This is a genomic window from Pedobacter kyungheensis, assembly GCF_000812965.1.
Classification (GTDB): domain Bacteria; phylum Bacteroidota; class Bacteroidia; order Sphingobacteriales; family Sphingobacteriaceae; genus Pedobacter; species Pedobacter kyungheensis.
Genome location: NZ_JSYN01000019.1, coordinates 61,427 through 78,007, shown reverse-complemented (window position 1 = coordinate 78,007; position 16,581 = coordinate 61,427). Strand labels below are relative to the sequence as shown.

Annotated in this window: 10 protein-coding genes; 3 read left to right on the top strand and 7 right to left on the bottom strand. The window is 41.7% G+C overall.

Translation table 11 applies throughout. The annotated features are described in order from the left end of the window. Nucleotide 1 precedes the first annotated feature (1 nt). From OC25_RS16180 to OC25_RS16150, 6 genes are all read right to left on the bottom strand, one after another. On the bottom strand, nucleotides 2-946 hold the full coding sequence (locus OC25_RS16180; protein WP_082018624.1) for a T9SS type B sorting domain-containing protein: 945 nt from the start codon (nucleotides 944-946) through the stop codon (nucleotides 2-4). Between the two features lie 30 nt (nucleotides 947-976). Continuing rightward, nucleotides 977-1,666 carry a hypothetical protein gene (locus OC25_RS16175; protein ID WP_039478098.1) on the bottom strand — a complete coding sequence of 230 codons (690 nt, stop codon included), beginning with the start codon at nucleotides 1,664-1,666 and terminating at the stop codon, nucleotides 977-979. A 29-nt stretch (nucleotides 1,667-1,695) separates the two neighbouring features. After that, on the bottom strand, nucleotides 1,696-3,792 hold the full coding sequence (locus tag OC25_RS16170; protein WP_156131498.1) for an immunoglobulin domain-containing protein: 2,097 nt from the start codon (nucleotides 3,790-3,792) through the stop codon (nucleotides 1,696-1,698). A 702-nt stretch (nucleotides 3,793-4,494) separates the two neighbouring features. Continuing rightward, entirely contained in the window at nucleotides 4,495-6,459 is a 1,965-nt protein-coding gene (glgB, locus tag OC25_RS16160) for a 1,4-alpha-glucan branching protein GlgB (protein ID WP_039478095.1), read from the bottom strand. A gap of 61 nt (nucleotides 6,460-6,520) precedes the next feature. Next, entirely contained in the window at nucleotides 6,521-8,983 is a 2,463-nt protein-coding gene (locus OC25_RS16155) for a glycoside hydrolase family 31 protein (protein ID WP_039478092.1), read from the bottom strand. Nucleotides 8,984-9,223: 240 nt separating this feature from the next. Further along, on the bottom strand, nucleotides 9,224-12,133 hold the full coding sequence (locus tag OC25_RS16150) for a TonB-dependent receptor (protein WP_039478088.1): 2,910 nt from the start codon (nucleotides 12,131-12,133) through the stop codon (nucleotides 9,224-9,226). A gap of 195 nt (nucleotides 12,134-12,328) precedes the next feature. Between OC25_RS16150 and OC25_RS16145 the strand changes: the two genes are divergently transcribed. Genes OC25_RS16145 through OC25_RS16135 form a run of 3 tightly spaced genes read left to right on the top strand, consistent with a single transcriptional unit; the run spans nucleotide 12,329 to nucleotide 16,127 of the window. After that, a complete protein-coding gene (locus tag OC25_RS16145; protein WP_039478086.1) occupies nucleotides 12,329-14,758 on the top strand; it encodes a penicillin acylase family protein in 2,430 nt (809 codons plus the stop codon). A 6-nt stretch (nucleotides 14,759-14,764) separates the two neighbouring features. Continuing rightward, entirely contained in the window at nucleotides 14,765-15,124 is a 360-nt protein-coding gene (locus OC25_RS16140) for a hypothetical protein (protein ID WP_039478083.1), read from the top strand. Nucleotides 15,125-15,143: 19 nt separating this feature from the next. After that, complete coding sequence (locus tag OC25_RS16135; RefSeq protein ID WP_039478081.1) at nucleotides 15,144-16,127, top strand: LuxE/PaaK family acyltransferase; 984 nt, start codon at nucleotides 15,144-15,146, stop codon at nucleotides 16,125-16,127. Here OC25_RS16135 and OC25_RS16130 read toward each other — a convergent pair whose 3' ends face one another. Next, on the bottom strand, nucleotides 16,128-16,565 hold the full coding sequence (locus tag OC25_RS16130) for a Fur family transcriptional regulator (protein WP_039478079.1): 438 nt from the start codon (nucleotides 16,563-16,565) through the stop codon (nucleotides 16,128-16,130). Nucleotides 16,566-16,581: the final 16 nt, after the last annotated feature.

The window sequence follows — 16,581 nt, the reverse complement described above, 5'->3', positions numbered from 1 at the left end:
TTTACCTGATGATTGTAACATAGCCTTTGTATTCTATCCAGCTGGCTGAGCCGTTTTTAACTTTAACCACGTAGAAATAAGTTCCATCGCTTAAACCAGGTGCCGTCCAGTCGTTGAGGTAACCATTAGCCTGATAAACTGTACTGCCCCAGCGGTTAATTACCGTTACTTCGTTAAATTCAAAAGAACCCAGGTTTTCCAGATAAAATGTATCGTTTTTCCCATCCCCATTGGGTGTAAATACATTTGGAATCCTTAAGCCCGAAATTTCTTTTAAATCGGTTGAAGTGTTATTTGCTAACAACGGATCGTGCTCTGACGCCCTTACAGTAGCCGTATTGGTTACCATGCCGGGTTGCTTCGACCTGACTTTTATAATCAACTCAGCAAACCTTCCATTGGGCAGGAGTTGAATATCCCATTGCACGGTTCTCGAAACAGGATCGTAGGCAGCTGTTCCATCAGTGGGCTGCCCCAGGCTTTCAAAAATCAGATTATCCGGCAGTACATCCTTTGCTTGTACCGAGGTTGCATCGTCGACTCCGTTGTTGCATACATTCAGGTAATAATCGAACAGCTGATTACTGAGTATATTCCGGCTTTCGGATCGTTTCGTAATGGCCACATCAGCAACCGGAACTGCTATAACTTCGACCTCTATTTCATCAGAGAGATCAGAAGTACATCCAAAACTGTTAACAGAGGCTACTTTGTAAATACCAGCAGTGGCAGTAATGAGGCTTGCCTTGTTCTGACCAGGTATAAGCACACCATCTTTGAACCAGATGTAAGTGCTGGCCCCTCCCGAATTTGCGCGCAACGAAACCGACGACCCTTTTTTGATCGTGATTTTCTGCCGTCCATTGGGTACGGTCTGGCTAAAACCTGTTGCAGATAAAAACAACAGGGATGCCATAAACAGGAAGGTGTAAAACCTAAGCCTCATTTATAGAATTACAAATAAAATGTCGATTACTTAAAAGGTAACTGCATTGGCAGTTCCTGAAATTTGTGCAGGTGTAAGCGTTGGCTTGGTTGGCTTAGCGCTAACAACAACATCATGATCTACTGTTTGCGGGCAATATTTGTTACCACCAATTACATAACCTACTTTTAACCGGTATTTGGTTGTACCTACTGTTGGCGAAACCGGTGTATAATCTTTATTGGTTGCGCCAGCGATTGCAGTTTCAGCAGAACCTGTAACGGTGTACCATTGGTAAGCTAAAGTAGTAATGGTTGGATCTTCGGGATTGGTAATTGTTCCTACCTGCGTTAAAGGTGCCTCCACACAAAAATTGGCGGCAGCAAAGTCGGGCACAAGCGGTTTTAACACATATACGGGTATTTGCTGCATTTCCGATTCGCAGGATCCTGCTGCTGTTGCTTTTGAGCTCAGGTAATAATACCCGTTTTGTAAATCGGCAGCGGCAATTTTATTTCCGCCAACCAGCGTAATTACCGTTGATGGCGTAGTAGTTGCTGTTGTGCTAAACCTTACAATCCAGTTTTCGCCTGGTGCGGGTGCAGGAAATGTAAGGTCAGATCCTTTACAGAATAAACTTACATCAGTGGTAGTTGGTGTAACCTGCGCTGATGCACGCAAAAAACTGCAGGTTAACAGAATAGCAATGGCAAATACTGTTTTTTTAATGGTACTGTTCATGGGGATGGGATTTAATTTTTGTTTTTGAGTTAATATTGTGAGTTTGTAGGCACCAGCACATGCGGTGCCGGTGGTTTTGGATTTATTTTAATACTAAAATTGAACTGACTGCTGCAACCATTAGCATTCTTAATGCTTAAAGTTCCATTGTATACACCTGAAACTGCATTAGCCGGAATAGTGAGTGGAATACTTGCAGCGGGTAAAGGCTGATCGGTTACAGCCGTGAAGCCACTGTCAGTCCAGCTGATACTGTAAGTAACCGGGTCATTAACAGGATTACTATATGTGAGCGATGCCATGGTAAAACCCGAACATATTTCTGGATCGGCACCCAGGGTTAAGCCTGGCTTTCCGGTTACAGTTAAATTAAAATCGACAGCATTGGCACATTGGGATGGTCCGTCGGGAATGCTGTATCTGATTGGGGTTGTTCCTGCAGTTAATGCACTTACCTCACCTGTGGCGGCATTTACAACTGCAATTAATGGGTTTAAACTGCTCCAGGTACCGCCCGCAGCCAAATTGCTTAGCATGGTAACCTCTCCAACACAAATATTGGCTAAACCTGTAGAAGCAGGCACTACCGATAATGGATTTACGTTAACCACTAGCCCAGCCCGGCTACTACTGGCACAGCCGGTTACCTGATCTACTGCCTCAACATAATAAGTAGTGCCCGAGGTAAGTACAGGTGTAGTATAGGTGCTGCCGGTACTGATTAAAGTACCATTGGTTGAAGCATCGTACCAGTTATAAGTAATGCCACTCTGCGGAGTATTTACCGCTAAGTTAACTGTAGAACCACTGCAGGAAGTAACATTGCTTACCGAAACAACAGGGAGTGGATTAACACGGATTGTTACTTTTACACGTTCGGAAATGGATGAAATACAGTTATTGCGCCGCGATTCTACATAATATACATGATCGCCCAGCCCCAGCACCCCTAAACTATAGGTGCTACCGGTAAATAGCGGGGTTGTTGTTGTTTTATCGGCATACCAGTTATACGTGGTGCATTGCTGCAGGTTATTGATGGATAAAGTTGTAGCATTACCCGAGCAAACATTTTTAAAACTTAATGGCACCCCATCAATAAGCGGATCAGGCTTTGGAATTACCTTGGTTACATTATAAATATGCAGTTCGGCACCTATGGCCAGCAAACCACCCCATGATATTTTAACCCGGTCAAATGCTGCCGCTACCGGAAATGAAACCTCGAATTTTGTGGTACCGGCAACAGGTTTAATGGTTACATTTCCATTATTAAAAGCCCCACCCGCAGTAGCTGTGCCTAAATAAGGTTGTATGCTAAAACCACTGAGCAGATTTAGTCCGCCGCCACCATCGTAAATGATTTTAACCGAATCGAGCGGCTGACCGGCCTTAGCAAACAAAGCAGTGAGATAAACTTCATTTGCAGCCTGTAACCCAACATTCAGCGTAGCATAAGTGGCATAAAGTGGATCGGTATCTATTGCTGCATACGGATTGGTAACCGTTGCAGTGGCATTTAACAAACCCGCACCATTTACTCCTGTTAGTATATCTATAGGTTTATCACAGTCTGTATCAAGCGGGTTATCTTCTAAAATATAAGCACCATAAATTTCGGCCTTTACCCCAATGGTTAAACTTGCAGAAAGCTTAACATAAACACCTTCATAGGCTTGTGCAGGTGTTAATGTAATTTCGATGGCTCCGGCACCACTTAACAAACCCACTGTAGATGCCGAATAGAGCGAAGTTCTTACGGCTGCCTTAGTACTTGTATTTAATCCCGTAAAAGCCCCTATCTCTATGGTACCGGCTACACTTAAGGCAGCGGCTGGTATCGAAACCTTTATCACAAATGGTGTACCTGCAGCTATTACCCTTTTGCCTGAATGGGTTCCGTTGGTGGTAAATTCGAGGTATTGCGTAACAGATGATGAACTTAGTAAACTATTTATCGATAAGGTAGCGGCAGTAGATGGATCAGTATCCACTGCTAAATTGTTATTGGTTACTGAAACCGAAGAGCCAAGGGGGCCAGCCGCCTCCTGCGAATCCTGAAAACCAGCGTATACGCGACTTTGATTCGTACACAATTGTGCATACGAAGCTCCTGGCAGGGCCAAAAACAACCCTATTAATAAGAATAGACTAAAAAACCACTTCAATTTGTTTGGGAGAGCAAAATTCAGGGTTATTGTTCTTCCTTACGTAAAAAAGAAACGGACGGTTTTTTAAAACGCGAATTTTATTATTTTTTTTCGCCGCAAAACAAAATCTACCAGTAGATATAAGATAAAGAGCACTTTACCCGGGATTGGTATACTATAAAAAATTAAAAAAAGTGCAATTCCTGGCCGGTTTTGGGTAAGATCCAGGTATTTCTTAATACTGAAAATTTTACCGACACCCGGCAGAGCAAATATAAAAGTGTAGTAAACGGGTCGCACCTCAACCCTACTTTCGACGACATCTGGACACATACAGAAGGCAGAACTTTTAATGCAGGTATAAAGTTAAAGCTCTAAAAATGAAATAATAAAAAATAATACTTGCAGGTGCACAAGATTATTGTACCTTTGCAGCCGCTCCGGATGCTTCCACTCCGGAGTTAAGAAAGCCTTTCAGCAATGAGAGGCTTTTCTTATTTAAGGGTATTTTGAAGTGAATTAAATAAGTTTTGGCGCAATATAAAAACCTATATCACGCCAAAACTATGTTTTTACGAGTAGTTTTGGCGTGATATAAAAACCTATATCACGCCAAAACTGTATTTTTATAAGTGGTTTTGGCGTGATATAAAATCAAATTACCGGCAAAAAGCAATGTTATTTGCTTTTTAGCACAATTACTGCAAGGGGCGGCAGGTTAACATCTACGGCATATTTTTGGTTATTATGCCCTTGCTCATGCGGCGTAATAACGCCTTTATTATTGATGCCACTTCCGTAGTAGATAATATCGTCGGTATTAAAAATTTCAGTCCACCCTGTTTTAAAAGGCACACCTATTCTATAGTGCTCGCGCACTACCGGAGTAAGGTTTATGGCAATTACCAAAGTATCTTTTGCTTTAGGTCCTTTTCGCATGTACACAAATACCGATTCGTTAGCATTATCGGCATCCAACCATTCGAAACCCTCGTAACTAAAATTAAAATGATACAAGGCAGGCTCTTTTCTGTAAAGGAAGTTTAATGCCTTAACAGTTTCCTGCATCCCTTTGTGCGGTGCATACTGCAAAAGATGCCAATCCAGTGATTGGGTAAAATTCCACTCATTGGTTTGACCAAACTCGTTGCCCATGAAAAGCAGTTTAGCGCCCGGATGGGTAAACATGTAAGCATATAAGGCCCTCAGGTTAGCAAATTTCTGCCAGTCATCGCCCGGCATCTTATACAACATTGGCGATTTACCATGCACTACCTCATCGTGAGAAAAAGGAAGCATAAAATTTTCGGTAAAGGCATAGGTCATACTAAAGCTCAACTGGTTATGGTGATGCTTTCTACCCAGGGTATCTACCTTAAAATACTTTAAAGTATCGTTCATCCAGCCCATCATCCATTTCATACCAAAACCCAGCCCTCCGGCATGTACCGGATGGGTTACACCAGGATAAGTACTGCTTTCTTCGGCTATAGTTTGTATCCCCTCAAAATTGCCATAAACAGCAACATTCAGGTCTTGCAAAAACTGTATTGCACCTAAATTTTCGCTTCCACCGTACTCGTTGGTGGCCGATTCTCCTTCTTCGCGCGAAAAATCAAAATACAACATCGAAGCCACTGCATCTACCCTTAACCCATCAGCATGGTACTGATCCAGCCAGAACATCGCATTACTGATCAGGAAAGATCGTACCTCATTCCTGTCGTAATTAAAAATATACGATTTCCAGTCAGGATGGAATCCTTTGCGCATATCAGCATGCTCGTAGAGGTGCGTTCCATCAAATTCATACAAGCCATGCCTGTCGCCGGGAAAATGTGAAGGCACCCAATCGAGTATTACAGCAATATTGGCTTTATGCAAGGCATCAATAAGATACATTAAATCCTGTGGTGAGCCGTAACGCGAACTTGCGCCAAAATAACCCGTAATCTGATAGCCCCAGCTCGGGAAAAACGGAAATTCCATTACCGGCATCAACTCTACATGCGTAAAACCCATTTCTTTTACGTAAGGCACCAGCCTGTTCGCAACTTCCCGGCAGGTTAAAACACGTTCGGGATTATCCGGATCGCGCTCCCAGGAGCCCACATGTACTTCATATACCGATATGGGCTGATCTAAAGCATTTAATTTGGCTCTTTTATTTAACCAGGTTTTATCTTTCCAGGTATAATCGGTATCCCAGACAATAGAAGCAGTTTGCGGCGGATGCTCCCACCTGCGAGCATAAGGATCGCCTTTTAAATGTTCCGATTCATCAAATCCCTTTACAAAATACTTGTAAACCTCACCTTTGGCAATACCTGGAATAAACCCCTCCCAAATACCCGATTTATCCCATCGCTTGTACAAACTGTGTGAAACATTGTTCCAATCATTGAAGTTACCCGTTACAGCCACATTGATGGCATTGGGTGCCCATACCGAAAAATAGGTTCCGGCAGTATTATCGACACTGATCATGTGCGACCCCATTTTCTCGTAAAGCCTGAAATGCTTTCCGACCAGAAAAAGATCAATATCGTAATCGGTAAATAAACTGTGTACCCAAACCGCTTTCGTGTGGTCTGTTTTGGTTAAAGCTGCTTTTTTTGCAGTGTTTTTTTTGTTTGCTGGCATAGATGTTTTTGGCTAGATAGATAAAACCCCAAATGTTAAACAACATTTGGGGCTGAAAATTTTACAGACTTAAAATCTGAATCTCAGAGAAATTTTTATTGCATTTGAAATGCAATACGTGCTGATCATCAGTATAAAAATCGGTTACCTCTTTGTTATCGATAATGATTTTTCTTACCTGGAATTTTACCCCGATAATATTGCAAACATAAAACTCGTAGTTCGGCGTATACAATCCTTCAATACGTTGCTTTACTTTTATGGCTTGCGTATCGCCTTTTACGGTAAATTTCTTTTCAAGGTAAATATCCTGCTCGTAGGCAAAAGTATCGCCATGGTCTTCATACATGTACGAGTTTACTTCGTAATCGGTATGGTAGATATTTAATACTACTTCTGTAATCGATTTTTCATCTACGTACTGCATCACCGGATATTCTGGTAAAACAGAACCTGCACGCACAAACATTGGCATACTGTCTATCTTGGCATCAACAGTGTATTCGGTGCCACCCTCTAAAATCTCATTAGTCCAGAAATTATACCAGGTGCCTTTAGGCAGATAAACTTTGCGCGAAATAGCTCCCTGTTCCAATACCGGACAGATTAAAAGCTTATCGCCATAGCAAAACTCATCCTGACGGAAACTGTTGCTGATATTCTCCTGCTCGAGCATTACCAGTGGCCTTAAAATCGGGAAACCATAGCGGTGATGCTCCCAGAAAACCGAATATAAATAAGGCATTAAACGGTACCTTAATTCAATAAACTTGCGGTTAATATTTTCGAAAAACTCGCCAAAGCTCCAGGGTTCGCGCTCAGCAGTATCTCCGGCAGAGTGTGCACGCATAAACGGCGAGAAAGTACCCAGCTGAATCCAGCGGGTAAACAATTCGCCATCGGGCTCGCCGCTAAAGCCACCAATATCTGTTCCACAGAAAGGCACACCAGAAACCGATAAACGCTGGCACTGGATATTTCCGATCTTTAAATGCTCCCAGGTAGCAATATTATCACCAGTCCACACACTTGCATAACGCTGCATACCCGAATAACCTGCTCTGGTAATGGTAAACGGACGTTTGTTGCGCATCAGTTTTTTCAATCCTTCGTAAGTAGAACGAACCATTTGCATACCATAAACGTTGTGCGCTTTACGGTGCGAACCACGGTAACCATCATAATTGTGGCGTACATCGTTCGGGAAAGTGCCCGAACCAAACACAGCAGGTTCGTTCATATCGTTCCAGAAACCAGCAACGCCCATATCTACCAGTTCTTTGTATAAATTACCCCACCAGGTACGTACCTTCGGGTTGGTAAAATCAGGAAACTGGCAGCGGCCGGGCCAAACGTGCCCTTCCATATAATAATCGTCGCTGCGGCGACAGAAAAATCTTTTCTCTTTACCTTCTTTAAACACCCAGTAATCATCGTCGACTTTAATACCCGGATCAATCATCACCACAGTTTTAAAACCATCATCAGAAAGTTCTTTGATCATTCGCCTCGGATCCGGAAAATATTTTTTGTTCCAGGTAAAGCAGCGGTAGCCATCCATGTAATCGATATCCAGGTAAATGGCATCGCATGGAATTTTACGTTCCCTGAACTGTCTGGCTATTTCTTTAACCTTGGTTTCGGGATAATAGCTCCAGCGGCATTGCTGATAGCCCAAAGTCCATTTTGGAGGCATTGGATGCGTACCGGTTAAAGTTGCATAACGTTTAACCACATCCATAATATGCGGCCCGTGAATGTAATAGTACTGCAATTCGCCACCATCGGCCCAGAAACTGGTTTTATTTACATCTTCTGATCCAAAATCGAAGTACGATTTAAAGGTATTATCGAAAAAGATACCATAGGCAGCCTGATTGTGCAAACCGATATAAAATGGTATGGTACGGTAGAGTGGGTCCTGGTTCCAGCCAAAAGAATAGGCATCGGTATTCCAGTTTTCGAAACGGCGGCCACGAAGGTTAAAATTTCCTGATTTATCGCCTAAACCAAAGAAGTTTTCTTCGGGATGGCATTTTTTGGTGGCATAAATGTAATAGCCTCCAAAATCTACGTTTTCTTCCCAGTGCATCGCGTTGGCATCGCCAACCATTTCTATATTGGTAATATTATCTGAAAAGGAAATATGAAAGTTCTCCTTGTCGATTTTACAGGTTACAGCATGGGTGGAAATGCTGTAATGATCTTCGTGCTCCTGCATTTTAAATACCGATACCTTTTGGTCTACCTCAGGTACAGCGTAAGAAAAATCATCTAAAAAAACTCCATGTGGTGCCAAACGCACCCTGATAATGTCGTCGCTTACCACGCGAACTTCTACCCTTGCATCACCGTCAGAGAAATAAAAACGATTGCCCTCTTTCTTTACTTTTTTTACCGCACCAAGATATTGTTTTACAATTGGTTTTACCGATATATCTACTGGATTGTTGAGGTGCTGTATCTCTTGCTCCTTCTCAATCAGCTCATTAATTTCGTTGGTTTTGTTATTTTGCGCTTCCATCCTTATATCTATAATTTAAAATTAATAGCTCTTAAACTGGGATAGTGCTTAAGAAAGTACTATAATACAAATATTTTATTAAAAGAAATCAAGCTTTTTTTCAAGGCCTGTTGATTAAAGTGTATTTTTCACACTAACTATTAACCAAAATGCTGTTTTTTTGTTTACAACGAAGGTAAAAAACATAAAAAAGCCCCCTGTATCTGTATACAGAGGGCCGCTCAAAACTCAATAAATTTACTATGGGTTGAAGGTCAATCCAACGTAGTAGATCGCGCCAGCCATAGGGTTACCATAAGAAGTGATATAATATTTATTCAACACGTTCGAACCACCTAATTTAACTACCGAGTTTACTGACGGGATTCTCAAACTTACCTGCGCATCCAAAGAGCTGTATGCAGGTACCTGACCAGAGGCAAAAGATGAATTCCAGTAAAACTGATCTTGCCAACGGTAAGAAACGTTGAAACCAAAGTTTTTAATAATTTCTTTATTACCCAAGCCCAGGTTATAACGGATTTTTGGCGTATTGAAATCATTGATGTAGTTAGCAGGTAAATCTCCAATCTGGTTATAAGAAACGTTACCACTTACATTCCATTTGCCTACCAGGTAATCAAGACCTAAAGCACCACCGTAAGAAGTTACTTCGCCTTCGGCATTAACCGGAACACCAAATTTAACAAAGCTTCCGCCTACATTCTGGTAAACATCAACCGCGGTGATAAAATCTTTATAGATGTTATAATAGCCATAAGCATCAACCAGTAAGTTTGGCAGCAATAAACCTTTGTAACCTAACTCGTAAGATTGTACGCTTTCGGGGCGAACACCTTTGGCATCGAAATTATATTGTTGCAGCAGTGCCGGATTTGGCGTTCCTGTAGCGGCAGCTGAAGCTAAGAATGCACGGTAACTTACATCAGTATAGGGTTTATTGGTATCTAAATGATATTTGCTAAACATAATTTCAGGCAAACCACCAATTAAACGTTGCGAACCACCACCAACAGATAAATCGATGTATTGATTCTGCGTAGTTGGATTGCGGTAACCGGTTTGGTAAGAAACCCTGATGTTGTTGTTTTTAGCTACCGTAAATACACCGGTGATCCTTGGGGTAAACCTACCTTCAAAATTCTGGCTTTTATCGTAACGGCCGGCAACAGTAAATTTAACTTTATCGTTAAATAATTTCTTTCCAATCTGTCCAAATGCACCGTATTCTTTAATGTCGATTGAGTTAAGTAAATCGTTAAAAATTGTTCCCGCAGAGTTTAAATCATAAAGACGGTAAGAAGCACCAACCTGAAACTCTACTACTTTATCAAAAAGATTGGTAAAGTTATACATACCCTCATAGTGGTACAAGTTTGATTTATCATCGAATTTAGCGCCATAAATACCTTTTGAAGGATCTGAAGCACTGATAGTCGTATTCATGATCTGATCTTTAGCCTGTATAAACTGAGGAGAACCCGGTTCAAAACGGCCCTGATTAGCGGCAGCTCTGGCTAATGCATGTGCAGCAGCATCGTTCTGACCGGCAGCCCTTGCACCTACATAATTACCAATATATTGCGGAAACCAGGTTGTAGAAGGTTTTGAAAGCTCGTTAATATAACTACCCAGAATAGAAGAAATATACGAATCGCCAGAGCGTTCCTGAGTAGTGTAAGCTTTAACAAAGAAATCTTCGCCTTTTATTTCCAGTTTGTACTGGCCAATATTAAAATTACGCAAAGAATAGCGGTCAGAACCGGTATAAACCGAAGTACCTGTTCCCCAGTTGGCTTGCGCTACAGCTTGCACAGTGTTGCTGATATTGTAATACAAGGCACCCGAAGCTTTTAGTGATTTGGTATTGTAATCAACCAGGTTTTCTTCATTATAACCTGTTCTCGATACATTTTGATCAGGAATTAAATTGGCTTTTAAACCCACATAAAATGGAAAATAATTTTGTACCGCCGGACGTAGCGCAGCAGGCAAGCTTGCAAGGAAACCAGCTTGTTGTGCGGCATTTGGAATAACTGCACCAAATGCACCATCCATGGTTGCTTTAATATTAGGAATTAAACCACCTGAACCGGCATTTATACCCGAAATTGTAGCATTCTGCACGCTTAAAGCAACGTTTCGCATATTTTGGCTTACCTCATCCCCATACACATTTATACCATCGTAATTGGTATCACTGTTGCGATCTCCGGCTTTTGCTGTTCTTGCAATACGGTCGAAATTCGAATAGTTACTTCCATACCAATCTTTGGCCTGTAAAAACGAGAAAGCTGCTTTTACGCCAAATTTATTATTCCATGATTTGGCCATGCGCACATCCAGCTGATTAAATGGCTGTACATTGCTGTTATCGTCGTTAACATGGTTTACACCTGTTTTGTATTGAAAACTAGCTCCAGGGTATTTGAACGGGTCTTTCGAGGTCATTAACAATGTACCGTTAATACCACCCGCACCATAAAGTGCCGATGAAGCACCTGGCAAAAGCTCAACGTTATCTACATCCAGTTCGGTTATACCTACAATATTACCTACCGAGAAATTCAATCCCGGCGCCTGGTTATCCATTCCATCAATATACTGGTTAAAACGCGTATTACCGTTTGAATTAAAACCACGGGTATTGATCGATTTAAAAGTTAAACTCTGCATACTGCTTTCTACCCCTTTCATGTTATTCAGTGCATCGTAAAACGAAGGGGCAGCAATTTCTTTAATGGTTGCAGCGCTCATGCGCTCGATAGAAACCGGCGATTCTAAAATACGCTCAGGGGTACGTGAAGCCGAAACTACCACATCACCACCCAGTACAACCGCAGTTTCGAGCTCTAAATTAATACCAGTAGTACTTCCGGTAATTTGCTGTTCTACCGTACCATAACCTACATAAGAAGCTACTAGTGTAAAAGGAACTTTAGCCGATGTCGTAAACGTAAAACTACCATTGCTTGTAGAGGCTGTACCGCCCGACTGGCCTTTGATGGTTATGCTTACCCCTGCCAATCCTTCTTTAGATTGCTTGTCTTTTACGGTTCCACTTACCGTAGTATTCTGTGCCTGTGCTGCTAAATTACCAGCAAACACAAATAATAACACATAAAAGATCTGTGTAAAAATTCTGCTCATACGCGATTGTTAATTTGGTTGTTTGTATTATTAGTTACATAAACTTAAATTCTTTTTTTGAATTAAACAAATTATGTAAGCATAATAATTTCAATTCAAATTATAATTTTGATTGATATACAGTTTGTTGTATTTTGCAGTAAACATAAACCGTCATTTTGCCCTATCTTCGCAAAAGACTTGTTACTAACCATTATGAATAAAATTAAAGCCCTGTTCTGCGTCGTTGTGCCAATCGCATTAGCTTTTTTATTTAATACCAAATTAGGCAATACACCACCTCTTCTCAAATTCCTTGATCCTTTTATGGGTTTTTGGCAAAATGCCGAAAACAATCATTTTATGTTTAACCATAAAGCCAAAATTAAAGGCGCAACCGATAAAATAGAAATCGTTTTCGACGACCGCATGATCCCGCATATTTTTGCGCAAAACGATCATGATCTTTACCTCGCACAGGGCTATGTTACCGCCATGCACCGCCTTTGGCAAATGGATTTCCAAACCCGTTTTGCTGCGGGGAGAATAAGTGAAGTAGTTGGCGATAAAGCCATTGAAGTAGACCGCTACCAGCGCCGCATGGGCATGGTTTATGGTGCAGAAAACTCATTAAAAGGGATGATGGCCGATCCTAAAGCGAAAGAAATGATCGAGGCTTATACCGAAGGGATTAATGCTTACATCAAAACCTTATCTAAAGCCAATTACCCCTTAGAATATAAAATACTGGATTTTAAACCCGAAAACTGGACTCCGGTTAAATGTGCTTTGCTGTTGAAACAGATGTCGGCTGTTTTGGCCATGGGTTCTGACGAGTTCTACATGACCAACATCCTCAAAAAATTCGGTCCGGAAGTAACCAAAAATCTTTTCCCGGATTATCCTTTCCGTGAAGATCCGATTATACCGGTAGGCACAAAGTGGGATTTTACTCCGCTACCAATTCCAAAAACACCAGAAAGTTTTACTCAGGCACTAACGGGTGAGGTAAAAACGAAAGAGAAAGTTGAAGGTATTGGCAGCAACAACTGGGCGCTATCGGGCACAAAAACCGCATCCGGATACCCGATCCTGGCTAACGATCCGCACCTGGATTTAACTTTGCCTTCTATCTGGTATCAGATTCAATTACATGCCCCGGGTGTAAATACCTATGGCGTTTCTTTACCGGGTGCACCAGGCGTAATTATTGGCTTTAACCAGAAAATTGCCTGGGGCGTAACCAATGTTGCAGCTGATGTGCTCGATTTTTACCAGATTAAATTTAAAGACAGCAGCCACAATGAATATTGGTACAACAACCAATGGAAAGCAACAACCAAACGGATGGAGGTGATTAAAATCCGCGGTGCTAAAGATGAAATCGATACCGTTTACTATACGCACCATGGTCCTGTAGTTTATTTTCAGAAACCAAAATACAGCAGGGCAAATAATGTACCTGTTGGCGATGCTTTAAGGTGGATTGCACACGATCAATCCAACGAGCTGATGACTTTTTATTACCTGAACCGGGGTAAAAACTATGCAGATTACCGTAAAGCTTTAACTTTTTATACCGCCCCGGCACAGAATTTTGTTTTTGCCAGTGTAGATAATGATATCGCCATTACGCCAAACGGAAAATTCCCGCTCAAATGGAAAGACCAGGGCAAGTTTATTTTAGATGGTACCGACCCGGCTTACGACTGGCAAGGCTGGATTCCGGCGGCCCAGAACCCGACCGTTAAAAACCCGCCACGGGGTTTTGTGAGCTCGGCAAATCAATCTTCAACCGATACCACCTATCCATACTATATTAACTGGGAATTTTCACCTTACGAAAGGGGAAAAAGGATTAACGACCGCTTAACTGCCATGAGCAAAGCCACTATGGATAGCATTCGGCTGATGCAGACCGACAATTACAGTATTCTGGCGCAAAATCTCCTTCCGGCCTTACTCCCACTGCTAAATAACGAACAGTTGAACGCCACGCAGAAAGAAGCATTAAGCTATGTAAACAAGTGGAATAAGCACTATGATGCTAATGAGATTGCAGCCAGTGTATTCGAAATATGGACCAAACGCTTAAGCTTTGATATTTGGGCAGATGAATTTGAGGTAAAAGGTATCCCGATGCGTTATCCATCCAGGGACCGCATGGTAGAAATGATTTTAAAGGAGCCTAATGCCCAATGGTATGATAACATCCACACCAGTAAAAAAGAAAGCCTGGCAGATTTGGTAAACGAATCTTTTAAATACAGCTGCGATAGTCTGGAGAGAAGATTTGGGCCAATCAATAAAGACTGGAACTGGGCCAATGTAAAACAAAGCAATGTACCTCATTTAGCCAAAATACCTGGCTTTGGTTCAAAAATTTTGCAAATAGGCGGAGCTAAAAGCACCATTAATGCTTTAGGCGAAACCAACGGACCATCATGGCGGATGGTGATCGAATTGGGCAAAAAACCCAAAGGACATGGCGTTTATCCGGGCGGACAATCGGGTAACCCGGGCAGTAAATTTTATGACAACATGATCGATACCTGGGCCAATGGCCAGCTTTACGATCTGTTTTACATGCAAAGCGCCGATGATAAATCGGGCACAGTTATCTCACGTTTAAAAATTTCTAAATAATCAAAAATGGTTTTCATCGTTATCGCAGTTATCTGTTTTTTCTTACAAATGATCGCTCCATGGTGGGTAATTATTGTAATTTCTTTTGCCACTTGCGGCATTATTGGCAAAACAGGGAAAATAGCTTTCTGGCAATCATTCCTCGCCATATTCTTATTGTGGATTGGTTATGCTTTATTTAAAAGCCTGCCCAACGATAATTTGCTGGCCGGCCGCGTAGCGGTAATGACCGGGGTTAAAATCTGGTGGATATTGCTTTTGCTTACCGGTATTTTAAGTGGCCTGGTTGCCGGAATCAGCGGTTATTGTGGTTATCATTTTAGAATGGCTATGCTGGCCAAAAAAACTGACAAGAAAATAGCATAATGCTTTGTACTTTTGCGGCGTGAATTTAACAGCTGAAGATATATTTTCTGTACAACGTGGTGATGGGTTTAAAACATTAGCCTTAAACATTTTCAGGTTTCAGGCTAAAAACTGTGAAGTATACAGTGCGTATATCCATCATTTGCGTGTTAAGGTTGAACATGTTACCGAAATTGAGCAGATTCCTTTTCTACCCATCAGTTTTTTTAAAACCCATGCCATTTTAAGTAGTAAAGCGCCTATCGAAATTACCTTTAGCAGTTCGGGTACAACGGGTATGGTTCAAAGCAGCCACCATGTAACCGATGTTAAATTATACGAACAGAGTTACCTGCAGGCCTTTGCCCAATTTTATGGCGATGTAACGGAATATTGTTTCCTTGCACTCTTACCTTCCTATCAACAGCGATCGGGTTCATCTTTAATTTACATGGTTAACGACCTGATTGAAAAAAGCAGGCACCCGCAAAGTGGTTACTTTTTATATAATCACGATGATTTGCTGCAAACCCTGCTCGATCTGAAGTCGAAAAAACAAAAAACGGTTTTAATCGGCGTAACCTATGCCCTACTCGATTTTATAGAGCAGTACGATATCGACTTCCCTGAGCTAATTGTAATGGAAACAGGTGGCATGAAGGGCAAGCGCAAAGAAATGGTACGTGAAGAATTACATGAGCAGTTAACCAAAGGTTTTGGCGTAAAATCGATCCACAGTGAATATGGCATGACTGAACTGCTTTCGCAGGCTTATTCTTTGGGTGAAGGTGTGTTTAACTGTCCAAACTGGATGCAGGTTTTAATCCGGGATACTAACGACCCTTTAAGCCTGATCGCACAAGGACGTACCGGTGGTATTAATGTAATTGATCTGGCTAACCTCAACTCCTGTTCTTTTATCGCTACGCAGGATTTAGGGAAAATTAATCCCGATCAGAGTTTCGAAGTGCTGGGCAGGTTCGACCATGCCGATATCAGGGGTTGCAACTTGTTGGTGCAGTAATTAGTTTACTTTACTAGAACAATTGGCACAAAGGCCTGTGGCAATCAGGTTAAGGTGTTCTACTTTAAAACCGGCCGGCACCTTTAACGCCGGGATTTTAACACTATCTAAACAATAAATTTTATGGCAGTTGTCGCAGTTAAAATGCACATGTTCATCATGGTGTTCGTGTGCACTGCAACCTTCCGAACAGATGGCATAATTGGCTGTGCCCTGCTGATCGAGTACTTTATGGATAATTCCTTTTTCTTCGAAAGCCTGCAAAACACGGTAAAGCGTAACCCGATCGGCATCTTTACCCATTACCTGCTCCAGGTAAGGCTGTGAAGTTGCAGAATCGCGACTGCTCAAAATCTCAAGCACCTGCAAACGTGGCGCAGTTCTTTTTAAACCATTTTTAACCAAAAGTTTTTCGAAACGCTCTGTGTTGTTTTCCATAGCAATACAAAATTAA

What these genes read in the sequence shown, in the direction of transcription:
- OC25_RS16180 (WP_082018624.1), bottom strand. Translation starts at nt 946, where the DNA reads ATGAGGCTTAGGTTTTACACCTTCCTGTTTATGGCATCCCTGTTGTTT.
- OC25_RS16175 (WP_039478098.1), bottom strand. Translation starts at nt 1,666, where the DNA reads ATGAACAGTACCATTAAAAAAACAGTATTTGCCATTGCTATTCTGTTA.
- glgB (WP_039478095.1), bottom strand. Translation starts at nt 6,459, where the DNA reads ATGCCAGCAAACAAAAAAAACACTGCAAAAAAAGCAGCTTTAACCAAA.
- OC25_RS16155 (WP_039478092.1), bottom strand. Translation starts at nt 8,983, where the DNA reads ATGGAAGCGCAAAATAACAAAACCAACGAAATTAATGAGCTGATTGAG.
- OC25_RS16150 (WP_039478088.1), bottom strand. Translation starts at nt 12,133, where the DNA reads ATGAGCAGAATTTTTACACAGATCTTTTATGTGTTATTATTTGTGTTT.
- OC25_RS16145 (WP_039478086.1), top strand. Translation starts at nt 12,329, where the DNA reads ATGAATAAAATTAAAGCCCTGTTCTGCGTCGTTGTGCCAATCGCATTA.
- OC25_RS16140 (WP_039478083.1), top strand. Translation starts at nt 14,765, where the DNA reads ATGGTTTTCATCGTTATCGCAGTTATCTGTTTTTTCTTACAAATGATC.
- OC25_RS16130 (WP_039478079.1), bottom strand. Translation starts at nt 16,565, where the DNA reads ATGGAAAACAACACAGAGCGTTTCGAAAAACTTTTGGTTAAAAATGGT.